This window comes from Agrococcus casei LMG 22410 (genome assembly GCF_900163565.1).
In the GTDB taxonomy this organism is placed as follows: Bacteria; Actinomycetota; Actinomycetes; order Actinomycetales; family Microbacteriaceae; genus Agrococcus; species Agrococcus casei.
Genome location: NZ_FUHU01000048.1, coordinates 15,497 through 33,539 on the forward strand (window position 1 = coordinate 15,497; position 18,043 = coordinate 33,539).

An 18,043-nucleotide genomic window follows, 5' to 3' on the forward strand; every position below is an offset into this window, starting at 1 on the left:
CATGGCAAATACAGCACAGTACGAAAGCGCCGTGATCGGCGGAGGACCAGCGGGGCTGCAGGCCGCGCTCACGATGTCGCGGGTGGGCATTCGCGTAGCACTCATCGATGCGGGAGCGGGCCGAAACGCACGCACCTCGCACATCCACAACGTCGTCACGCGCGACGGCACGCCGCCGGAGGAGTTCCGCCGAATCGCTCGCGAAGAGCTTGCGGGATACGGCGTCGACCTGATCGACGACAGCGTCGCTCGTGCCACTGCCGAGCCCTCAGGCGGCACGCTGTTCACGCTTGACCTCGGCTCCGGCAGGCAGGTGTCGACCGAGCGCATCGTGCTCGCGACCGGCATTCGCGACGATCTCGATGCGCTGCCGGCAGGGCTCGCACGACACTGGGGCGGCGCAGTCTTTCACTGTCCGTTCTGCCACGGCCGCGAATCCGGTCAGGCTGTCGTCGTGGCAGGCGACCTGCCGCACCTCAGCGGACCCGCGCAGATGCTCGCCCGCCTCGGCCGCGACGTGACGTGGCTGACCGACCAGCTGGTTCCTGAGCCTGCACTCGTCGAGCGGCTGCGATCCGACGGCATCGCGTGGCAGCAGGGCACAGTGACTGAGACGATCGAGACGGATGGGCAGCTGACGGCCCTGCGCCTGGCCGACGGTTCCGAAGTCGCCTGCGACAGTGTGCTCACGCATGCGCCGACACTCGTGAACGATGACCTCGCCCGGCAACTCGGTGTGGCATTCGGCGACGCGATGCCACTCGAAGGCGTCATGCTCGCCGATGCATTCGGCCACACCTCGGTGCCGGGCGTCTGGGCTGTCGGCGAAGCAGCTGGCGACCCTGCAACGGGAATGCGCCCCATGAGCGTCGTCGACGTGATGTCGGGCGGCCAGCGGGCGGCTGCTGCGATCGTGCGCAGCGTGCTGGCCTGATCGGGAGGTTTCGCTGCGTGTGAGCGCCATGTGAGCGTGCCCGAGTAGATGTTGGGGTGGCGAAAGCGGGCTGACAGTCTGCGCGCCGTCATGCACCAGCAACAGCAGGGAAGTCACCGTGGACAATCACAATGCATCGGGCGCACTCGCGTCACGACTGAAATCGAGCCATAGATGGATCGCGATGATGGCGGCGGCCGCCCTCGCACTCGGCGGCACGCTGACGATGGCACCCGGTGCGAACGCCGCACCGGCCGATGTGGTCGTCTTCGACGACGTGAACCTCGAGAACGCTGTCAATGACGAGCTGGGCAACCCTCATGGCACTCCCATTACCGAAGCTGATGCCGCGAGCGTGGTCGAACTTCACGCTCCTTCTGAAGGAATTCGCGACCTGACGGGGCTTGAGGCGATGGTCGGACTCACAGGGCTGTGGCTCTATGGCAACAGCATCCGTGACTTCTCGCCGTTGTCGAACCTTCCTGCGCTCAAGCAGCTCGATCTGTCGGCAACGGGCATTGGCGACCTCGCGCCGCTCGCTGGGCTATCGACACTGGAGATCCTCTCGTTGTTCGACAACAGACGGGTAGATGACCTGACGCCGTTGTCAGGCCTGACTTCGCTGGCGCATCTGAGCCTGTACAACTGCAGCATCGAGGATGTCGCGCCGTTGTCGGGCTTGACCGGCCTCGAGTATCTGTCTCTGAGCAAGAACAGCGTTGCTGATGTCTTGCCGCTGGGAAGCCTGGCGTCTCTGACGCGTCTGGACCTCGCCGACAACAGCATTGCCGACCTCTCACCGATAGGCGCTCTGACTGGGCTGACAGAGCTGAAGGCATTTCGGCAGACAGTGACGCCCCCGCCCGCTGCCATCGGAGTCCCGACACCCAACCCCGTGATCGATGCCTTGGGGAACGCGGTGCCGGTGGCTTCAGTCGATCAGGGGTTCTCGTATGACGCCGCCCTCAACGAATGGGTGTTCACTGAGACCGGCACCGCGACGATGACCTGGGACTCGCAGATCACATTGGCCAACGGCACACTGGTGGAGTTCACCGGCACGATCAGTCAGAGAGTCCGACCTGCACAGGTGGCGCCTGAAGACCCCGTGGTGCAGCAGGCAACCTGTATGGGCCCCGAGGTCATCGATCCGATGATCACGCTGCCCGACACCACCGGCATCGCGTATTCGATCGTCGGCGACGTCGTTCCTGGCAACACCGTCACCATCGAGGCAGTCCCCGCTGACGACAACCACGCCATCTATGTCGACCCGGCAAGCGACTGGGTCGATCGATCGGGCGACCACATCTACGCCACACTCGAGATCACCCTCGACGCCATCGACTGCAGTGATGAGCCGATCGTCATCGATGCTCCCAACGGCGACCTGCCGGTCGACGACAAGTGCGGCCCCGATAACGCCACCTGGATCCTGCCGACCGGTGACGATGCCCCTGTCGGCTTCACCTGGATGGTCGAGGAAGACGGCCGGCTGATCGCGGTGGCCGATGACGGCTACGCCTTCAGCGACCCGACTGGCGAGCTCGGCACCGATACTCGAGAGTACGGCTACGCACCCGACACCGGCGAGCCGTGCCCGACGGATCCGGAAGATCCCGTCGTGACCGACGACCCGATTGAAGCCGACGATCCGATCGTTGCCCCCGACCCTGTTGCAACGGACGCCCCGACGCTTCCGAAGACGGGCAGTGAAGCTTCGCTGACTGTCGCTGGGGCAGCGCTCTCGCTGCTCGCGCTCGGTGGATTCCTGCTCATACCCACAAGAAAGGCCGACAATGTCTGACCCAACCGCACACCCGACTCAGGGGCAACAGCACCACCAGCCCGCGGGATCACCGCCGATGAGCCCGGCTGAAGACGCCAACATGGCAAGCCTGGTGCACTTCCTCAACATCATCTTGGTGATTCCGGCAGTCATCATCTACATCATGTTCAAGGATCGCGGCCAGCGGGTCGCGGTCGAGAGCAAGGAGGCCCTGAACTGGACGATCAACGTCGCCGCAGTGGTCATCGTGCTCAATGTGCTGAACGTGATCCTCGCCATGATCCCAGTAATCGGAGCCGTCGCATGGATTCTGATCACGCTGCTGATCTGGGCCGTGCTCATCGCCAACCTCGCGTTCGCCATCATGGGCGGACTCAAGGTGAAGAACGGCGGTTCGTACCGGTACCCGATGAACTACCGCTGGATCAAGTAGACAGCAGCATCAGGGCAGAGCTCAGGCATCGATGACGGTGCCGGGCTCTGCCATGATGTGGGTCCCGCCCACGTGTTCGACAGCACCGCGGATGCGCGCGTTCGACATCGCGAGACCGGCTTCTGAGAGCGACATCACATGGGTCGCGAACGTGCGCTTCGGGGCAACGGCCACGACGAAGTCCATGACCTCTGAGATCTTGAGCCAGGGCGCTCCGGCAGGAGTAGCCAGCACGTCGACGGTTGCATCGGGCACCGCGAACGAGTCGCCCGGATAGTAGAGCATGCCGTTCACGAGCACGCCGACATTGTCGACGACCGGGATCGACTCGTGGATGACGGCGTGAACGCCGCCGAAGAACTGCAGCTCGAACGGGCCGACAGTGTGGGTCTCGCCCGCGTGCACGGGCACGAGCTCGAACTCCTCAGCAGCTTCGAGCACACCGGGAGGGCCGAAGATCGGTGCTTCAGGAAACCGCTCTCGAATGGCACTGAGATGCGCGGCATCCCAGTGGTCGGGGTGCTCGTGCGTGATGACGACAGCCACCAGGTCAGACGGGTCGAGGGCCTCGGTGTGGTCGCCCGGATCGATGATGAGGGTCTTGCCGGACTCGGTGACTTCGAGGCACGCGTGTCCGCGCTTCACAATGCGCATGCCCCCCAGCGTAACGCTGAGGGGCATGCGGGTGGTCGGCTGAATCAGATCAGTCGTTGCTGTCTGCCGAAGGCGCGCTCCAGCCGCTGTCGGCTGAGGGTGCGCTCCAGCCGCTGTCGGGCGAGTTGGGCGAGTCAGGCTGCGGGTTGTTCGGCACAACGGGGTTGTTGTAGGTGGGCTCGGGTGCCGGGTTGTTGTAAGCAGGCTGCTGCGGCGCCGGTGCCGAGGGAGCCGAGGGTGCGCTGTACGAGTCAGACACCGAGGCAGCGCTCTTGGCGCTCGCCGGCGAATCGGCGCTCTGTACCGACACGAGCTTCATGTTGGTGTGAGCGCCAACGGTGAAGCGCTTGTTCTCGTGCACCTCTGCCTGCTGGACTGCGCCCCCCTGCGCCGAAGCCAGGGCCTCGCCCTGTGCATCCTGCAGTCCGGTTGCGTTCGCTGCTGCGATCGCGCCTGATGCCACAAGACCGAGGCTCATGGTGCCTGCGGCTGTGAGGGCGATCCACTTCTGCTTGTTCATGGTGTACTCCTGTTTCGATGCTGTTCTTCGAGGGATTCTGCTGCCGGTCTGCCCGGCTGACTATTACTTAACCGAGCCAGGGTGAGGCCACTGGGAGAGGCGCATGAAAGCCGTCTCATATGGGTGAGAGTCGCCTCAGCCTGCCGAACGGGCTGGAACACGAAGAAACGCGGATGCGCGCTGGGCACATCCGCGTTCCGTTCGGCCTGTTGAGGGCCTGTCGATGTCAGTCGTTGCTGGCCGGCGAGTCAGGGCTGTCAGGCGAGTTCGGGCTGTCGGGCGAGTTGGCGCTCGCGGGCGAAGCCGGGCTCTGCGGTGACTGCGGCGACGGCACCGAGACCGGCGACTGTGCCGACTGCGGCGACTGCGCCGAGATCGGGCTCTGTGCCGACTGTGGTGACTGTGCCGACTGCGGTGACTGGGCGCTCTGGGGCGACTGCGCCGAGACGGGGCTCTGCGTCGAGTGCGTCGACTGAGCCGAGACGGTCGTGTTGGCGCTCTGCACCGAGTTGATCGAGGGCGTGTCTGATGCGGAGGCGACGTAGCGCTTGCCGAGGTCGACGCTCTGGCCAGAGGCTGCGCCCTGCTCGAGGGTCGTGCCCTGTGCATCCTGCAGCTGCAGCGCGTTGGCGGTGCTGACTGCGCCTGCGGCGACGAGGCCGAGGCTGAGGGTTCCGGCTGCTGTGAGTGCGATCCACTTCTGCTTGTTCATGATTTCCTCCTGGTCTTGTGCCGTCTGACCGGCTGGTCGTGCCGTGTCTTCCGGCTTGTCACCAAGTAAACGACCTGGCCATGAGGCACGCGGGAGAACAGGATGAGGAGCGTCTCATCTTTGCTTTCCGGCCTCCTGGTCGCGCTGCAGCAGGGGAGAGAGCCTGAACGGAATCAGCTCGCCCATCGACAGCCAGGTCTCGGTGCGGATGACGCCCTCTGTCGCGAGCACTGCCTGGTTCACGCGGTAGAGATCGTCGGTGTCCTTGCAGACCAAGCGCAGCAGTATGTCGGCCTGGCCCGAGAGCCCGTGGGCCTGCACGACCTCGGGAATCGCGGCCAGCGCCTCGACGACGGCGTTGACGTGCGGCTGATCGACATGCGTCGCCATGAACACCGTGAGCGGGTAGCCGATCGATGCCGCGTGCAGCCGCCGGTCGTAGTTGCGCAGCACCTCGTTCTGCTCGAGCGCTGCGACGCGAGACTGCACGGTGTTGCGGGCGAGTCCGAGCTTCTCTGCGATGCCCGCATTCGATGCTCGGGGCTCTTCGACGAGGCTGAGCAGAATGCGACGATCGGTGTTGTCAACGTTGGTCATACTGCTCAAGTATAAGCAGGCTCTGCATCTCGAGCGTTGTCACACTGATCATTCAAATCAATGTCTCTTGTGCGAGGTGCCAATCTCGGGTAGTTTCTGGGCAACTGTGGCTCTCATGAGGGGCCGCACGGAGAACAAGGAGGTTCGCCGATGTCGATCACAACTTCGACCACCGAGCAGCTTGCAGACGAATTCGACAGTCCTGCTCGACTGCTGACCGCTGAGGGCGTCCGAGTGCGCCACGAGATCCTCGATGAGCACGTCGCAGACCTTGATCTGCAGCAGCTCGCCGACCTCTACACAGACATGGTGCTGGTGCGCCGCTTCGACACCGAGGCGTTCTCGCTCACACGCCAGGGCGAGCTCGCGCTGTGGCCGCCGCTGCTCGGTCAGGAGGCCGCTCAGGTGGGCTCCGCACGCGCACTCGAAGACCGCGACTGGTCGTTCGGAAGCTACCGCGAGCACGCGCTGCCGATTCTTCGCGGCGTCGACATCGACCGCTGGCTCAAGGTCTGGAAGACCACGTCGAACACGGCGTGGGATCCGCACGAGCACAACATCGGCCTGAACCAGATCATCATCGGAGCACAGACCCTGCACGCGGTCGGCTACGCGATGGGTGCCCAGTTCAAGCAGGACGACTCCTGCTCGATCGCCTACTTCGGCGACGGCGCGACCACTGAGGGCGACGTGAGCGAGGCCATGGTCTTCGCGAGCACCTACAACGCGCCGGTTGTGTTCTTCTGCCAGAACAACGGCTACGCGATCTCTGAGCCGACGAGCGTGCAGGCCAAGCACGTGCTGGCTCGCCGCGCATCCGGATTCGACATCCCCGCCTACCGCGTCGACGGCAACGACATCCTTGCGGTGCTCGCTGCCACACGCCTCGCAATGCACCGTGCTCGCACGGGCCACGGCCCCAGCTTCATCGAGGCAGTGACCTACCGCATGGGCCCGCACACCACGACCGATGACCCCTCGCGCTACCGCGAGAACGACGAAGTCGAGTCGTGGAAGGAGCGCGACCCGCTGCTGCGCGTCGAGCGCTTCCTCGAGTCAGAGGGCTTCAACGTCGAGCAGCTTCGTGCTGACGCCAAGACGAACGCGGATGCGCTTGCCAAGCAGCTGCGCGCAGGTGCGATCGCCATCCAGCCCGACCCGGCAGAGCAGATGTTCGACAATGTGTACTCCTCGCCCCACGCGCGCATCGAGCGCCAGCGTGCTGAGTACAAGGCATTCGCCGCCAGCTACGAGAAGGCAGCTTCATGAGCGCCGCACAGACCGAGACGATGGCAATGGGCAAGGCGATCAACGCCGCCCTCGCCGACTCGCTCGAAGAAGACCCCTCGATCATCCTCTCGGGTGAGGACATCGGGCAGCTCGGAGGCGTCTTCCGCGTCACCGACGGCCTGCAGGACCGCTTCGGCAAAGACCGCGTGCTCGACTCGCCGCTTGCCGAGTCGGCCATCGTCGGCACCGCAGTGGGCATGACCTACGCAGGCCTTCGCCCCGTCGTCGAGATCCAGTTCGACGGCTTCATCTACCCGGCGTTCGACCAGATCGTCGCGCAGGTCGCCAAGCTGCAGTACCGCACAGGGGGCCTGCACCGCATGCCGATCACGATCCGAGTGCCGTTCGGCGGGCACATCGGCTCGGTCGAGCACCACTCCGAGTCGCCTGAGGCCTACTTCGCGCACACCGCTGGCCTTCGAGTCGTGACCGCTTCGAGCTCGCAGGAGGCCTACTCGACCCTGCGCGCAGCGATCAAGAGCGACGACCCCGTGCTGTTCTTCGAGCCCAAGGCCAAGTACTGGTCGAAGGGCGAGGTCGACCGCACCGTCGTGCGGGACCTCGAGACTGCCGCTGTTCTGCAGTCAGGCCGTGACGTGACGCTGGCGACCTACGGGCCGACGGTCGAGCTCGCCATGGGCGCTGCGGCGGCGGCAGCCGACGAGGGCATCGAGATCGAGGTCATCGACCTGCGGTCGATCTCACCGCTCGACGTCGACACCGTCGCGGCCAGCGTGCGCCGCACCGGCCGCCTCGTCGTCGCACACGAGTCACAGGCCGAGTGCGGCATCGGCAGTGAGCTGATCACCTCGATCTGCGAGACCGCGTTCACATCGCTCGAGGCCGCTCCTGAGCGCGTCACGGGCTATGACATTCCATATCCGCCGGCCGCGTGGGAGGGCGAGTTCCTTCCCGGTGTCGACCGACTGCTTGACGCCGTCGACCGTACGCTCGGCCGCAAGAACTCGCGCGACTTCATGCGCGGAGGTGCAGCAGCATGACCGTCTTCAAGCTTCCTGACCTCGGCGAAGGCCTTACCGAGAGCGAGATCGTCTCGTGGCAGGTCGCCGTTGGCGATCACGTCGAGCTCAACCAGACGCTGGCTGAGGTCGAGACCGCCAAGGCGACCGTCGACCTGCCGAGCCCGTTCGCGGGCATCGTCACCAAGCTGCACGCCGAGCCCGGCACGACTGTCGATGTCGGCGCGCCGATCATCGAGTTCCAGCTCGAGGGCGAAGCGGCAGCAGACGAGCCCGAGGCGGCACCTGCTGCTGAGGCGCCCACTGCAGCACCTGCTGCCGCTGAAGCACCCGTCGAAGACGCGCCCGTAGAAGACGAGCGCATCGAGACCCTCGTGGGCGCCGTCACCATCTCGAAGAACCGTCCGAAGCGCTCGAAGCGCTCGTACGAGGTCTCGGCATACGAGCGCGAAGAGCGCCCGGCCGACGGCCCGGTTCGCGCAACGCCGCCCGTGCGCAAGTATGCGAAGGACCGCGGTGTCGAGCTCGCTCACGTGCGGGTGGCCGGTGACGACCGCACCGTTCGCCGCTCGGATGTCGATGCGCACCTCACCGGCGCTGCCACCGCATCCGCCCCCGCTGCCAAGTCGCGCACAGAGCGCGTCGCAGGACTCCGCAAGCACACTGCCGCCGCAATGGTGAAGAGCGCTTTCGAAGTGCCGCACGCCGCTGTCATGCACGAAGTCGACGTCACCGAGACGCTCGAACTCATGCGCGACATGAAGGCAGCAGGCACGAAGGTGTCGTTCCTGAGCCTCGTGGCTCGGGCTGTCGTGCGCGCAGCACGCCGCACGCCGTCTGTGAACGCGACCTTCAAGGCAGATGCTGGCGAGATCGAGTACTACGACTACGTCAACCTCGGCATCGCAGTCGCGACGCCGAAGGGGCTCGTCGTGGCGAGCATCGACGACGCTCAGGAGCAGAGTGCGACCGAGCTGACGGCGAACATCGCCGAGACCGCGCAGCAGGCGCGCGACGGCCAGCTCACGCATGAGCAGCTGACCAGCTCGACCCTCACGATCTCGAACGTCGGCGTGTTCGGCGTCGAGACGGGCATCCCGATCATCAACCCCGGTGAGTCGGCGATCCTGGCGCTCGGTGCCATTCGCAAGAAGCCGTGGGCTGTCGGCGACGACATCCAGCTGCGCAGCATCGTGAAGCTGGCTGTCTCGTTCGACCACAGGCTGATCGACGGTGCCGAGGCGAGCACGTTCGTGCGCGACATCGCAGATGTGCTCGAGCGGCCCGGCATCGCTCTGGTCGACTAGAACATAGGGTTGTGACGATGGCACGACTTCAGAGCCGCACGGATGCGGCGAGTGACGAATTCATGGCAGCACGTGCAGGGATGCGCGGGCTGGTCGACGAGCTGCGCGAGCGGCTTGCAGAGGCGAGCAAGGGCGGCAGCGAGAAGTCTCGTGAGCGTCACCTCTCGCGCGGCAAGCTGCTGCCGAGGCAGCGCGTCGATGCGCTGCTCGACCCGGGCAGCCCCTTTCTCGAAGTCGCTCCGCTGGCAGCCAACGGCATGTACGGCGGCGAGGTGCCGTCGGCTGGCGTGATTGCCGGCATCGGCCTCGTCGAAGGACGCCACTGCATGATCGTCGCGAATGACGCGACGGTGAAGGGCGGCACGTACTTTCCGCTGACGGTGAAGAAGCACCTGCGTGCGCAGGAGATCGCGCTCGAGCAGCGGCTGCCGTGCATCTACCTCGTCGACTCGGGCGGCGCCTTCCTGCCGATGCAGGACGAGGTGTTTCCTGATCGCGACCACTTCGGCCGCATCTTCTACAACCAGGCGAACCTCTCGAAGGCCGGCATCCCGCAGCTCTCGGCAGTCATGGGGTCGTCGACCGCAGGCGGCGCGTATGTGCCTGCCATGAGCGACGAGACCGTGATCGTACGAAACCAGGGCACGATCTTCCTCGGCGGGCCGCCGCTGGTCAAAGCCGCGACAGGCGAGATCGTCAGCGCCGAGGACCTCGGCGGCGGAAAGCTGCACACCGAGGTCTCTGGAGTTGCCGACCACCTGGCCGACGACGACGAAGACGCGCTGCGCATCCTGCGCGAGATCGTCGCGACCCTGCCCGAGCCGACCATGCATGAGCTCGAGCACATGATCGAGCGGCCGCGGGTCGACCCCGACGAGCTCGAAGGCGCTGTTCCGGTCGAGCTGACGACGCCGTACGACGTGCGCGAGATCATCGCACGCATCGTCGACGGCAGCGAGTTCAGCGAGTTCAAGGCCGGCTACGGTGCGACGCTCGTCACCGGCTTCGCCAAGATCGAGGGGCACCGCGTCGGCATCGTCGCCAATAACGGCGTGCTGTTCTCAGAGAGCGCCATGAAGGGTGCCCACTTCATTCAGCTGTGCGACCAACGCGGCATTCCGCTGGTGTTCCTGCAGAACATCGCCGGCTTCATGGTCGGCTCCGAGTACGAGCGCGGCGGCATCGCCAAGCACGGCGCGAAGATGGTCAATGCTGTTGCCACCTGCTCGGTGCCGAAGCTGACCGTCGTGGTCGGCGGCTCGTTCGGCGCCGGCACCTATTCGATGTGCGGCCGCGCATACAGCCCGGCATTCCTGTGGCTCTGGCCCAACGCGCGCGTGTCGGTCATGGGCGGCGCCCAGGCGGCAAGCGTGCTCTCGACGGTCAAGCGCGACCAGATCGAAGGCGCCGGCGGCACCTGGAGCGCCGAAGAGCAGACCGAATTCGAAGCGCCGATCCGCCAGCAGTATGAAGAGGCCGGAAGCCCGTACTACTCGACCGCTCGCCTCTGGGACGACGGCGTGATCCCGCCGACCGAGACCAGGCGCGTGCTCGGCATGGCGCTCGACGTGATCGACCGCGGTGAGGCTGCAGAGCCCCGCTACGGCGTCTTCAGGATGTGATGCAGGTGTTCGACAAGATTCTGATTGCAAACCGCGGCGAGATCGCCGTGCGCATCGCACGCACGCTCGGCGACATGGGCATCAAGACGGTTGCCGTGTACTCCGACGCTGACGCGAAGGCGCCGCACGTGGGCTTCTGCGACGAGGCTGTGCGGCTCGGGCCGGCGGATGCTCGCGAGAGCTACCTGAAGATCGATGCGGTTGTGCAGGCGGCCGTCGGCACGGGTGCGCAGGCGATTCACCCGGGCTACGGATTCCTCTCTGAGAATCCGGCATTCGCCAGGGCGTGCGCGGATGCGGGCATCGAGTTCGTGGGGCCGAGTGCAGAGGCCATCGAGATCATGGGCGACAAGATCGCTGCTCGAAAGGCCGTCGAAGCGCGAGGCGTGCCGACGGTGCCGGGCATCGTGGGCGCAAGCGACGACGAGATCCTGGCGCGCGCCGAGGACATCGGGTTTCCGATGATCGTGAAGCCCGCAATGGGCGGCGGCGGCAAGGGCATGCACGTTGCTCGCACGCTCGACGAGCTGCGCGATGCGCTGCCGACGGCGAGGCGCGAGTCGGGCAAGGCCTTCGGCGACGAGACCGTGTTCGTCGAGCGCTTCATCGAGCGCCCCCGGCACATCGAGGTGCAGGTGATGGCCGACAAGCACGGCAATGTCGTGCACCTGGGCGAGCGCGAGTGCTCGCTGCAGCGCCGCCACCAGAAGGTCATTGAAGAGGCGCCCAGCGCATTCCTCAGCCCCGAGCAGCGCGAGCGCTACGGGCAGATCGCGATCGAGACCGCCAGGAGCGTCGACTACGTCGGTGCCGGCACGGTCGAGTTCATCGTCGCTTCAGACGCCCCTGACGAGCCCTACTTTCTTGAGATGAACACCCGACTGCAGGTCGAGCATCCGGTCACAGAAGAAGTGACAGGCCTCGACCTCGTCGAGCTCATGACGACGATCGCCGCCGGGCAGCCGCTGCCGCTGGAGCAGACAGATGTCGTGCTCACGGGGCACTCGATCGAGGCGCGGATCTATGCAGAGGACCCCAACGAGGGGTTCCTGCCGACGGGCGGCACGATTGTTCGGCTGCGTCAGCCGCACTATGACGATCCCAGAATTCGGTTCGACAGCGGAGTCGAAGAGGGCAGCGTCGTCTCGTCGAACTACGACCCGATGCTGGCAAAGGTCATCGCCACGGGTGAGACGCGCGACGAAGCGCTTGCGACGCTGCAGGAGGGCCTTGCGCACCTGTTCATCGCGGGAGTCGTCACGAACGTCGGCTTCCTGACCACGCTGCTTGCACGCGACGAGGTGGTGGCAGGCGAGATCGACACCGAGTTCATCGACCGCAATGTCGAGAGCCTGACCGATTCCCGCGTGCCGACAGCGGCGTATGCGAAGGCTGCGCTCGCGGTCTCAGGTCCGTCGAGCAATCGCATCGGCACCGCGTGGCAGGCAGACGGCTGGCGCATCGGCGGTCCGGCAGAAATCCGCTCACGGTTGGCCGATGCGACTGTATTCATCGACCCGCGCACAATGCAGACGCGCGTCGTCGCCGACGACCCCGCGACGCTGATGCCCGACACTGACAATGAGCCGTCTGGATTCGCGACCTTTGGGTGGACGAGTTACGAAGACCGCCACCCGACAGGCACGCATGTCGACGATGACGCTGTGTGGGTGCAGCTGCATGGCCACACGTACCGCGTCGAGAGGCACCGTGCTGCCGAAGCCGCTCTTGCCGAGGGCGAGGCTGCGATCACTGCACCCATGCCCGGTGCCGTGGTGGCCATCGCAGTTGCTGACGGCGACACCGTCGAGGTCGGGCAGCACGTGCTCTCGGTCGAGGCGATGAAGATGGAGCACAAGCTCATGGCGACACAGGCTGGCGTCGTGCGGCTCGAAGTCGCCGAGGGCGAGCAGGTCACGCGCGGGCAGCTGCTCGCGCACATCGAGGCTGCCGAGTCAGCAAATGGGGGGATGCAGTGAGCGACGAGCGCGAGATCACACAGCGCGGACTCTGGTTCGGCGAGTTCGAGACGGGTGTCGTCTACCGGCATTCGCCCGGTCGCACGATGACCGAGACCGACAACGTGCTGTTCACGACCCTCACGATGAACCCGCAGCCGCTGCACCTCGACGCCGCGTGGAGCGAGAGCAGCGAGTTCGGCGAGCGTCTCGTCAACTCGATGCACACACTCGCGACCCTCGTCGGGCTGTCAGTGGGGCAGCTCACCATGAACACCATCGTCGCGAATCTCGGCTTCAGCGAGATCAGCTTTCCGGCGCCCATGAAGCACGGCGACACGCTCTACGCCGAGACCCGCATCCTCGACAAGCGCGAGTCGAAGTCGCGCCCCGGCCAGGGCATCGTCACCATGGAGCACATCGGCCGCAACCAGCACGGCGATGTCGTCGCCAAGGCTGTGCGCAAGGCGCTCATGCAGGGGGAGCCCGCATGAGCGACTTCACCTTCGGGCCGGCAATGCTGTTCTGCCCCGGCGACCGCCCCGACCGCTTCGAGAAGGCGGCCGAGCGCTCAGACACGGTCATTCTCGACCTCGAAGACGCAGTGGGTCCCGACAAGAAGGCGGATGCCCGCAGCGCTATTGCGAGCGCCGCGCTCGACCCAGCACGCACCGTGGTGCGCATCAACGCGATCGAAGCGGGCATGCTCGCCGACGACCTCGAGGCGGCCCGGGCATTCGGCGCGACCACGATCATGCTGCCGAAGGCAGAGCGCGTCGCAGACATCGACCTGTGCGAGGGGTTCAGCGTCATCGCACTCGTCGAGACGGCACTCGGTGTCGCCGACGTGCGTGCGATTGCCGCGCATCCGTCTGTCGTCGCCCTCATGTGGGGTGCCGAAGACCTCGTGGCATCGCTCGGCGGAACATCGAGCCGCAACAAAGCAGGGGAGTACCGCGACATCGCGAGGTTCGCCCGCGCATCGATGCTGCTCGGCGCCAAGGCGCAGGGCAAGGCTGCGATCGACTCGATCCGCACCGACATCGCAGACACCGACGGAGCACTCGCCGAAGCTCAGGACGCCGCAGCGAGCGGCTTCGATGCAAAGGCCTGCATCCACCCGTCTCACGTCGCGCCCTACCGCGAGGCATTCGCACCGAGCGCTGACGACGTGGCCTGGGCCGTGAGCGTGCTCGAGGCTGCCGAAGCCCACGCCGGAGGAGTCTTCAACCACCAGGGCCGCATGATCGATGAACCGATCCTGCGGCATGCACGTGCGGTCATGAGCCGCGCATCCAACTGACAGTGAACACACTGACTGCAACCCAACAGAGGAGTGACTGTGACTGAAACCATCGTCGATGGCACCGAGATGCTGCCGGAGTACCACCAGCAGCTCGCACGCGAAGTGCGCGAATTCGCCGACACCGTTGTCGCGCCCGCCAGCTACGAGTACGACACCGAGCGTCGTCTGCCGATCGAGATCATCAACAAGATGGGCGACATGGGCCTGTTCGGCCTGCCGCTGCCGAAGGACCACGGCGGACAGGGCCGCGACTACCTCGCGCTCTGCGTCGCAGTCGAGCAGCTCGCACGCGTCGACCAGTCGATCGCAGTGACGCTCGAAGCAGGCCTCGGGCTCGGCGCCATGCCGATCTTCCACTACGGCACCGACGAGCAGCGCGCTGCATGGTTGCCCGACCTTGCTGCCGGCCGTGCGCTCGCGGCATTCGGCCTCACCGAGGCCGACGCCGGCTCTGACGCCGGTGGCACCAAGACCACAGCAGAGCTCGTCGACGGCGAATGGGTCATCAACGGCACGAAGGAGTTCATCACGAACTCCGGAACCCCCATCACCTCGGTCGTGACGGTCACCGCCGTCACCGGCACCAAGGTCGGTCGCGACGGCAAGGAGAAGCCCGAGCTGACCACGATCATCGTGCCGACCGACACCCCCGGATTCAAGGCGCTGCCCCAGTACGACAAGGTCGGCTGGCACACCTCAGACACGCACCCGCTCGTGTTCGAGAACGTGCGTGTTCCCGAGGCGAACATCCTCGGCGAGCGCGGCAAGGGCTTCTCGAACTTCCTGAAGATCCTCGACGAGGGCCGCGTCGCATTCGCAGCGCTCTGCGTCGGCGCTGCTCAGGGCTGCCTCGAGCAGGCCATCGAGCGTGCCAAGACGCGTGTCGTGTTCGGACGCCCGCTCGGCGACAACCAGGACGTCGCATTCAAGATCGCACGGATGCAGGCACGAGTGCACGCAGCACGCGCAGTCATGCACGACGCGGCACGTCGCATCGACCAGGGCCTGCCGTTCACGCAGCAGGCATCGCTCGCAAAGCTGATCGGCTCAGAGGCTGCAGTCGACAACGCACTCGACGCCACGCAGATCTGGGGCGGCAACGGATTCCTCAACAAGAATGTCGTCGCACGCCACTACCGTGACGCTCGAATTCTGACGCTCGGCGAAGGCTCAACCGAAGTTCAGCTGGCGATCATCGCCCGTGCACTCGGCTTTGAGAAGTCATTCGGCGCCTGAGTTGCACATAGGGTTCAGCGTGTGGCACAATATTCAAGTTGCCCGAAAGGGCGACACACGCTGATCTGGCCCCATCGTATAGCGGCCTAGTACGCCGCCCTCTCACGGCGGTAACGCGGGTTCGAATCCCGCTGGGGTCACGTTTGAAACCCCCTCCTCACGGAGGGGGTTTCGTCGTTCAGTCAGAGCAGCCCTAGCTCCTGCACCGCAGCCCGCTCAGCGACGAGCTCGTCGGCGGATGCGCGAATCGCCTCGCGCGTGGCGTCGTCGAGTTCCAGCCCCTGCACGATCTCCCACTCGCCATTCGAGCAGCGCACAGGGAACGACGACACAAGCCCAGCAGGAACGTCGTACGACCCGTCGGAGACCACGGCCATCGAGACCCAGTCGTCGCCGGTGCCGCGCATCCAGTCACGAACGTGCGACAGCGTCGCGTTCGCCGCAGACGCAGCTGACGATGCCCCGCGTGCCGCGATGATCGAAGCCCCTCGAGACGCGACCGTCGGCTGAAAGGTGTCGCGAATCCAGTCCGCATCGACGAGCTCAGCTGCCGGTCGCCCCGACACGAGTGCATGCGAGAGGTCGGGCACCTGTGTGTCAGAGTGGTTGCCCCAGATGATCATGCGGCGCACCTCGCCGGCGGTGACGCCAGCGCGAGCAGCGAGCTGAGCAACAGCACGGTCGTGGTCGAGCCTGGTCAAGGCAGTGATGTGACGGGGGTCGATGCTCTCGCCGACAGCCGACACGGTGAGCGCGTTCGTGTTCGCAGGATTGCCCGTGACCGTCACTCGCACATCCGCCGACGCATGCGCAGCCAGCGCTCGGCCCTGACCTGCGAAGATTGCCGCATTCGCCTTCAGCAGATCGCCACGGGTCTCGCCCTGACCACGCGGCTTCGAGCCGACCAGCAGAGCGTGCTGGGCGCCGTCGAATGCCTCCGCGGGATCTGCTGTCGTGACGACTCCCTCGAGCAGGGGATAGGCGCAGTCGGCAAGCTCCATTGCCACGCCCTTCAGCTTGTCGAGGGCCTGCGGCACTTCGAGCACTCGAAGCTGCACGGGCACGTCAGAGCCCAGCATCTCGCCGCTGGCGATGCGGAAGAGCAGGGAGTAGCCGATTGCGCCGGCGCCGCCGGTCACGGTGATGCGAACGGGGGAGTCAGTCATGCCTCCATCCAACACCCGACCGCTGCCCTGCACCAGGGGCTCGGGCCAGTCGGGAATGCCTGAGCGATCTACGGCGTAGACTTGAAAGACAGTTTGGAGGCACTCATGGGCAAAACGCTTGCAGAAAAAGTGTGGCAGGACCACGTAGTCGTGAAGGGCGAAGACGGTGCACCCGATCTTCTCTACATTGACCTGCAGCTCATTCATGAGGTGACGAGTCCCCAGGCGTTCGACGGCCTTCGCCAGGCGGGTCGGCCGCTGCGCCGCCGCGACCTCACGATCGCGACCGAAGACCACAACACCCCGACGATCGACATCCACAAGCCGATCAAAGACCCCACGAGCGCAAAGCAGATCTCGACGCTGCGCGACAACGTGGCTGAATTCGGTGTTCGCATCCACTCGCTCGGCGACAAAGAGCAGGGGATCGTGCACATCGTCGGGCCCCAGCTCGGCCTCACGATGCCGGGCATCACGGTCGTGTGCGGCGACTCGCACACATCCACGCACGGTGCGTTCGGCGCAATGGCGTTCGGCATCGGCACCAGCGAGGTCGAGCACGTCATGGCAACGCAGACGCTGCCGCTCAAGCCTTTCAAGACCATGGCGATCAACGTCGAGGGCGAGCTGCGTCCCGGCGTGACTGCAAAAGACATCATCCTGGCGGTCATCGCCAAGATCGGCACCGGCGGCGGAGCGGGCTACGTGCTCGAATACCGCGGCAGCGCCATCCGCGCACTCTCGGTCGAGGGCCGCATGACGATCTGCAACATGTCGATCGAGGCAGGCGCCCGCGCCGGAATGGTCGCCCCCGACCAGACCACCTACGACTACATCAAGGGCCGCGACCACGCCCCAACCGGCGACGACTGGAACACGGCCGTCGAGTACTGGGAGACCCTGCGCACCGACGACGACGCAGTGTTCGACGCCGAGGTGTCGATCGACGCCAACGAGCTCGAGCCGTTCGTCACGTGGGGCACCAACCCGGGCCAGGGCGTGTCGCTGAGCGACGAGATCCCCGCACCCGACAGCTTCTCCGACCCCGACGACCGCTCGGCGGCCAAGCGTGCGCTCGAGTACATGGACCTCGCGCCGGGCACCAAGCTCAAAGACATCAGGGTCGACACGGTCTTCATCGGCTCGTGCACCAACTCGCGCATGGAAGACCTCCGTGCGGCAGCCGACATCATCAGGGGCAAGAAGAAGGCGGATGGGCTGCGCGTCATGGTCGTTCCGGGCTCGGCTCGGGTGCGCCTCGAGGCAGAGGCTGAGGGCCTCGACAAGGTGTTCACCGACTTCGGTGCCGAATGGCGGTTCGCCGGCTGCTCGATGTGCCTCGGCATGAACCCCGACCAGCTGCAGCCGGGCGAGCGCTGTGCGTCGACCTCGAACCGCAACTTCGAAGGACGCCAGGGCAAGGGCGGTCGCACGCACCTCGTCTCGCCGCTCGTCGCCGCTGCCACGGCCATCCGCGGCACCCTCTCGAGCCCATGGGACCTCGAGAACCAGAACGACCAGATCGCGAAGGAGGCATAG

17 protein-coding genes and 1 tRNA gene are annotated in these 18,043 nt (G+C 65.7%); 13 read left to right on the plus strand and 5 right to left on the minus strand.

Annotated elements, in window-relative coordinates:
- Window position 1 precedes the first annotated feature (1 nt).
- From CZ674_RS13685 to CZ674_RS13695, 3 genes are all read left to right on the plus strand, one after another.
- Window positions 2-934 carry an NAD(P)/FAD-dependent oxidoreductase gene (locus CZ674_RS13685; RefSeq protein WP_159457006.1) on the plus strand — a complete coding sequence of 311 codons (933 nt, stop codon included), beginning with the start codon at window positions 2-4 and terminating at the stop codon, window positions 932-934.
- Between the two features lie 118 nt (window positions 935-1,052).
- Complete coding sequence (locus CZ674_RS13690; protein ID WP_143244758.1) at window positions 1,053-2,741, plus strand: leucine-rich repeat domain-containing protein; 1,689 nt, start codon at window positions 1,053-1,055, stop codon at window positions 2,739-2,741.
- On the plus strand, window positions 2,734-3,156 hold the full coding sequence (locus CZ674_RS13695) for a DUF4870 domain-containing protein (RefSeq protein WP_086993086.1): 423 nt from the start codon (window positions 2,734-2,736) through the stop codon (window positions 3,154-3,156). The genes CZ674_RS13690 and CZ674_RS13695 overlap by 8 nt, the downstream gene beginning before the upstream one ends.
- 21 nt (window positions 3,157-3,177) lie before the next feature.
- Here CZ674_RS13695 and CZ674_RS13700 read toward each other — a convergent pair whose 3' ends face one another.
- The 4 genes from CZ674_RS13700 to CZ674_RS13715 form a co-directional block, all read right to left on the minus strand.
- Window positions 3,178-3,810: an MBL fold metallo-hydrolase gene (locus CZ674_RS13700; protein ID WP_086993087.1), complete on the minus strand. Its 633-nt coding sequence runs from the start codon at window positions 3,808-3,810 to the stop codon at window positions 3,178-3,180.
- 49 nt (window positions 3,811-3,859) lie between these two features.
- The gene (locus CZ674_RS13705) at window positions 3,860-4,330 is read right to left on the minus strand and encodes a hypothetical protein (protein ID WP_086993088.1); all 471 of its coding nucleotides are present in this window, start codon (window positions 4,328-4,330) and stop codon (window positions 3,860-3,862) included.
- A 226-nt stretch (window positions 4,331-4,556) separates the two neighbouring features.
- Entirely contained in the window at window positions 4,557-5,042 is a 486-nt protein-coding gene (locus CZ674_RS14290; protein WP_086993089.1) for a hypothetical protein, read from the minus strand.
- 114 nt (window positions 5,043-5,156) lie between these two features.
- Entirely contained in the window at window positions 5,157-5,639 is a 483-nt protein-coding gene (locus CZ674_RS13715; RefSeq protein ID WP_086993090.1) for an Lrp/AsnC family transcriptional regulator, read from the minus strand.
- A gap of 150 nt (window positions 5,640-5,789) precedes the next feature.
- Here CZ674_RS13715 and pdhA point away from each other — a divergent pair, with 150 nt between their 5' ends.
- From pdhA to CZ674_RS13760, 9 genes are all read left to right on the plus strand, one after another.
- Window positions 5,790-6,908 carry a pyruvate dehydrogenase (acetyl-transferring) E1 component subunit alpha gene (gene pdhA, locus CZ674_RS13720; protein ID WP_086993091.1) on the plus strand — a complete coding sequence of 373 codons (1,119 nt, stop codon included), beginning with the start codon at window positions 5,790-5,792 and terminating at the stop codon, window positions 6,906-6,908.
- On the plus strand, window positions 6,905-7,930 hold the full coding sequence (locus tag CZ674_RS13725; RefSeq protein ID WP_234988608.1) for an alpha-ketoacid dehydrogenase subunit beta: 1,026 nt from the start codon (window positions 6,905-6,907) through the stop codon (window positions 7,928-7,930). The genes pdhA and CZ674_RS13725 overlap by 4 nt, the downstream gene beginning before the upstream one ends.
- A complete protein-coding gene (locus tag CZ674_RS13730; protein WP_086993092.1) occupies window positions 7,927-9,216 on the plus strand; it encodes a dihydrolipoamide acetyltransferase family protein in 1,290 nt (429 codons plus the stop codon). Before CZ674_RS13725 ends, CZ674_RS13730 begins: the two co-directional genes overlap by 4 nt.
- A 17-nt stretch (window positions 9,217-9,233) precedes the next feature.
- On the plus strand, window positions 9,234-10,838 hold the full coding sequence (locus tag CZ674_RS13735) for a carboxyl transferase domain-containing protein (RefSeq protein ID WP_086993093.1): 1,605 nt from the start codon (window positions 9,234-9,236) through the stop codon (window positions 10,836-10,838).
- Entirely contained in the window at window positions 10,838-12,817 is a 1,980-nt protein-coding gene (locus CZ674_RS13740) for an acetyl/propionyl/methylcrotonyl-CoA carboxylase subunit alpha (protein ID WP_086993094.1), read from the plus strand. The genes CZ674_RS13735 and CZ674_RS13740 overlap by 1 nt, the downstream gene beginning before the upstream one ends.
- A complete protein-coding gene (locus CZ674_RS13745) occupies window positions 12,814-13,290 on the plus strand; it encodes a MaoC family dehydratase (RefSeq protein ID WP_086993095.1) in 477 nt (158 codons plus the stop codon). Before CZ674_RS13740 ends, CZ674_RS13745 begins: the two co-directional genes overlap by 4 nt.
- Window positions 13,287-14,099: an HpcH/HpaI aldolase/citrate lyase family protein gene (locus CZ674_RS13750; RefSeq protein WP_086993096.1), complete on the plus strand. Its 813-nt coding sequence runs from the start codon at window positions 13,287-13,289 to the stop codon at window positions 14,097-14,099. Before CZ674_RS13745 ends, CZ674_RS13750 begins: the two co-directional genes overlap by 4 nt.
- A gap of 69 nt (window positions 14,100-14,168) precedes the next feature.
- Window positions 14,169-15,338 carry an acyl-CoA dehydrogenase family protein gene (locus CZ674_RS13755; protein WP_086993113.1) on the plus strand — a complete coding sequence of 390 codons (1,170 nt, stop codon included), beginning with the start codon at window positions 14,169-14,171 and terminating at the stop codon, window positions 15,336-15,338.
- 67 nt (window positions 15,339-15,405) lie between these two features.
- A tRNA-Glu gene (locus CZ674_RS13760) sits at window positions 15,406-15,478 on the plus strand.
- A 42-nt stretch (window positions 15,479-15,520) separates the two neighbouring features.
- Here the strand turns inward: CZ674_RS13760 and CZ674_RS13765 are convergent.
- Window positions 15,521-16,504, minus strand: coding sequence for a malate dehydrogenase (locus CZ674_RS13765; RefSeq protein WP_086993097.1), 984 nt, complete (start codon window positions 16,502-16,504; stop codon window positions 15,521-15,523).
- Between the two features lie 105 nt (window positions 16,505-16,609).
- Here CZ674_RS13765 and leuC point away from each other — a divergent pair, with 105 nt between their 5' ends.
- Window positions 16,610-18,043 (plus strand): 3-isopropylmalate dehydratase large subunit, encoded by a 1,434-nt coding sequence (leuC, locus tag CZ674_RS13770; protein ID WP_086993098.1) that lies wholly within the window; start codon window positions 16,610-16,612, stop codon window positions 18,041-18,043.

Coding starts and splice junctions, on each gene's coding strand:
- CZ674_RS13715 (WP_086993090.1), bottom strand. CDS start 5,639: ATGACCAACGTTGACAACACCGATCGTCGCATTCTGCTCAGCCTCGTC.
- CZ674_RS13695 (WP_086993086.1), top strand. CDS start 2,734: ATGTCTGACCCAACCGCACACCCGACTCAGGGGCAACAGCACCACCAG.
- CZ674_RS13740 (WP_086993094.1), top strand. CDS start 10,838: ATGCAGGTGTTCGACAAGATTCTGATTGCAAACCGCGGCGAGATCGCC.
- CZ674_RS13685 (WP_159457006.1), top strand. CDS start 2: ATGGCAAATACAGCACAGTACGAAAGCGCCGTGATCGGCGGAGGACCA.
- pdhA (WP_086993091.1), top strand. CDS start 5,790: ATGTCGATCACAACTTCGACCACCGAGCAGCTTGCAGACGAATTCGAC.
- CZ674_RS13765 (WP_086993097.1), bottom strand. CDS start 16,504: ATGACTGACTCCCCCGTTCGCATCACCGTGACCGGCGGCGCCGGCGCA.
- CZ674_RS14290 (WP_086993089.1), bottom strand. CDS start 5,042: ATGAACAAGCAGAAGTGGATCGCACTCACAGCAGCCGGAACCCTCAGC.
- CZ674_RS13750 (WP_086993096.1), top strand. CDS start 13,287: ATGAGCGACTTCACCTTCGGGCCGGCAATGCTGTTCTGCCCCGGCGAC.
- CZ674_RS13755 (WP_086993113.1), top strand. CDS start 14,169: ATGCTGCCGGAGTACCACCAGCAGCTCGCACGCGAAGTGCGCGAATTC.
- leuC (WP_086993098.1), top strand. CDS start 16,610: ATGGGCAAAACGCTTGCAGAAAAAGTGTGGCAGGACCACGTAGTCGTG.
- CZ674_RS13735 (WP_086993093.1), top strand. CDS start 9,234: ATGGCACGACTTCAGAGCCGCACGGATGCGGCGAGTGACGAATTCATG.
- CZ674_RS13725 (WP_234988608.1), top strand. CDS start 6,905: ATGAGCGCCGCACAGACCGAGACGATGGCAATGGGCAAGGCGATCAAC.
- CZ674_RS13705 (WP_086993088.1), bottom strand. CDS start 4,330: ATGAACAAGCAGAAGTGGATCGCCCTCACAGCCGCAGGCACCATGAGC.
- CZ674_RS13730 (WP_086993092.1), top strand. CDS start 7,927: ATGACCGTCTTCAAGCTTCCTGACCTCGGCGAAGGCCTTACCGAGAGC.
- CZ674_RS13700 (WP_086993087.1), bottom strand. CDS start 3,810: ATGCGCATTGTGAAGCGCGGACACGCGTGCCTCGAAGTCACCGAGTCC.